This window comes from Frateuria sp. (assembly GCF_013362045.1).
In the GTDB taxonomy this organism is placed as follows: domain Bacteria; phylum Pseudomonadota; class Gammaproteobacteria; order Xanthomonadales; family Rhodanobacteraceae; genus Frateuria_A.
The window spans coordinates 1-2,601 of sequence record NZ_JABFWW010000001.1; the positions used below are offsets into that span (position 1 = coordinate 1).

Here is a 2,601-nt window from a genome sequence, read left to right on the forward strand (position 1 = left end):
GAACAGCGGCGCCAGCAGGAGTAGGCTGAAGTGGCTGATAATGTGGGCGATCCCCACGAGGCCGATCACCTGGGCATCGTCTCGGAAACTGCGGGCCGGGGCGGCTTGGGTGGCGCTGGTCATGGGCTGATGCTACCCAGCGCCTCATGTTTCCGGAATGCGACGGAACGCCAGCCATCCGCGAATTTCGGCCAGAATGCCGCCATGCGCCGTCGCCCCGCCCCGAGGTCCGTCGCGCTGGGCGAGATGTCCAGCTTCGAGCCCACGGCTGCCCATCCCGTGCGGCTGCGCATCCGCAGCCTGCCGGCCGACACGCACTTCGATCCGCATCGCCATGCATTCGCCCAGCTCGCCTTCTGCGCCAGCGGCGTGCTGCAGGTGATGGCGGCGCAGGAAGGCGCCGACGAGGTCACCTACATCGTGCCGCCCTCGCGCGCGGTGTGGATCGAGCCCGGCGCGCGGCACGCGGTCCACGTGCTGGAGCACGCGGAGTTCCGCACGCTGTACCTGCACGCCAGCGTCACGCCACCTGGCTGGACCGGCTGCCGGGTGCTGATGGTCTCGCCGCTGCTGCGCGAACTGATCGAGGCACTCGACGGCTGCCGCGATGCCGCGCGCGAGCGGCTGCTGTCCGCGCTGGTGCTGGACGAGATGCGGCGCGCCGAGACCCAGCCCTTGGGCGTGCCGCTGCCCGCCAGTGGTGGCGACAAGCGCCTGCGTGCGCTCTGCGAGGCCGTGCTGCGCGCGCCCGGCGAGCGCGCGAACCTGGGCGCGTGGGCCGCCGATGTCGGCGCCAGCGAGCGCACCATGGCGCGCCTGTTCCGTTCGGAGCTGGGCACCGGGTACCAGCAGTGGCGCCAGCAGGCCGTGCTGGCCCATGCCCTGCCGATGCTGGCCAACGGCACGCCGGTCGGCCAGGTTGCCGCGGCCACGGGGTATGCGAGCGAGAGCGCGTTCAGCGCGATGTTCAAGGCCGCGATGGGCCAGCCCCCACGGCACTTCCAGCCGCGCCGCGCATGACCAGCGCCGGCCTGCTGATGTACCGGCACGGGCCCGGCGGGCTCGAGGTGCTGCTGGCCCATCCCGGCGGCCCGTACTGGGCGCGCAAGGACGATGGCGCGTGGATGCTGCCCAAGGGCGAACTGGAGCCGGGCGAGGATCCGCTGGCCGGTGCGCGGCGCGAGTTCACCGAGGAGATTGGCATCGACCCGCCGGGTCCCTACGCGTCCCTCGGCGAAGTCGTGCAGAAAGGCGGCAAGCGCGTGCTGGCCTGGGCGGTGGCCGGCGACTTCGCGCCGGAGCAACTCCGCTCCACCGAGTTCGAGATGGAATGGCCGCCGCGCTCCGGCAAGATGCGTGCGTTTCCGGAAGTGGACAAGGTGGGCTGGTTCAGCGTGCCGGCCGCGCGGGCCAAGATGCTGCCCAGCCAGTGGCCGTTCGTGGAGCGGCTGGCCGCGGCGCTGGAGTGAGGAATCCTCAGGCCCGCGCGGTGCCGCGGCCTCGACGCAGCAGCGGGCGCAGCGAATCCACGTCGACCGGCTTGGTCAGGTGGTGGTCGAATCCGGCCTGTTGTGCTCGGCGGCGGTCCTGTTCGGCGCCCCACCCCGTGATCGCGATCAGCACCGTGTCGGCGAAGCGGGCATCCTGGCGGAGCCGCTCGGCCACCTCGTAGCCGTTCAGGCCGGGCAGCCCGATGTCCAGCAGCACCACGTCGGGATCGAACTGGCCGGCCGCCTGCACCGCCTGCACGCCATCGTGCACGGTGTGCGTGCTGCAGCCTTCCATGTCGAGCATGAGGGCCAGGGTGTCGGCCGCGTCCACGTTGTCGTCGACGAGCAGGACTTTGAGATCGTCCTGGGTGAGCCGACGCTCGGGCGCGGCTTCGATCGGTCGGGCCGCCGGCTCCGCCGGCAGGCACGGGATGCGCAGCGTGAAAGTGCTCCCGCGGCCCGCGCCGCCGCTGGACGCGCTGATGCTGCCCCCGTGCAGTTCGACCAGGCTGCGCACCAGGTACAGCCCGATCCCCAGGCCGCCCTGCGCCCGGTCGAGCGTGCTGCGCACCTGCGTGAACAGCGAGAAGATGGTCTCGAGCATCTCCGGCGGGATGCCTTCGCCGTTGTCCTCGACCTGGAACACCGCCCATTCGCCTTCGCGCCGCAGCCGCAAGGCGATGCGGCCAGCCGGCGGCGTGTACTTGGCCGCGTTGTTCAGGAGGTTGCCCAGCGCCTGCGCGAGCCGCGTCGGATCGCCCATGACCTCGATGTCCTCGGCCGGCAGGTCCACGTCGAGCGCATGGCCGGCAGCCGTGACCGCAGGGCGGCTGACCTCCAGCGCGCTGTCCACCACGGGACGCAGGCGGATGCGCGAGACGTCGATGCGGATCTTGCCGCTGCTGATGCGCGAGATGTCCAGCAGGTCGTCGATGAGGCGGATCATGTGCCCCAGCTGCCGCTCCATCGTGTCGCGGGCGCGTTGCGAGGCCGGCCCGTTGGCCGTGTCGCGCTTGAGGATGTCCAGCCCGGTGCGGATCGGGGCCAGCGGGTTGCGCAGTTCGTGCGCGAGCGTGGCGATGAATTCGTCCTTCGCCCGGCTGGCCTCCTG

3 protein-coding genes are annotated in these 2,601 nt (G+C 71.5%); 2 read left to right on the plus strand and 1 reads right to left on the minus strand.

The features are described 5' to 3' along the window. The first annotated feature begins 204 nt into the window (after positions 1 to 204). Together HOQ08_RS00005 and HOQ08_RS00010 are read left to right on the plus strand one after the other, a co-directional pair. On the plus strand, positions 205 to 1,020 hold the full coding sequence (locus HOQ08_RS00005) for a helix-turn-helix transcriptional regulator (protein ID WP_291189628.1): 816 nt from the start codon (positions 205 to 207) through the stop codon (positions 1,018 to 1,020). Then, positions 1,017 to 1,469 carry an NUDIX domain-containing protein gene (locus HOQ08_RS00010; RefSeq protein WP_291189631.1) on the plus strand — a complete coding sequence of 151 codons (453 nt, stop codon included), beginning with the start codon at positions 1,017 to 1,019 and terminating at the stop codon, positions 1,467 to 1,469. The genes HOQ08_RS00005 and HOQ08_RS00010 overlap by 4 nt, the downstream gene beginning before the upstream one ends. Positions 1,470 to 1,476: 7 nt before the next feature. On the opposite strand, the gene HOQ08_RS00015 is transcribed toward HOQ08_RS00010, so the two are convergent. After that, positions 1,477 to 2,601, minus strand: a 1,125-nt coding sequence (locus HOQ08_RS00015; protein ID WP_291189634.1) for an ATP-binding protein, incomplete at its 5' end; no start/stop codon positions are given.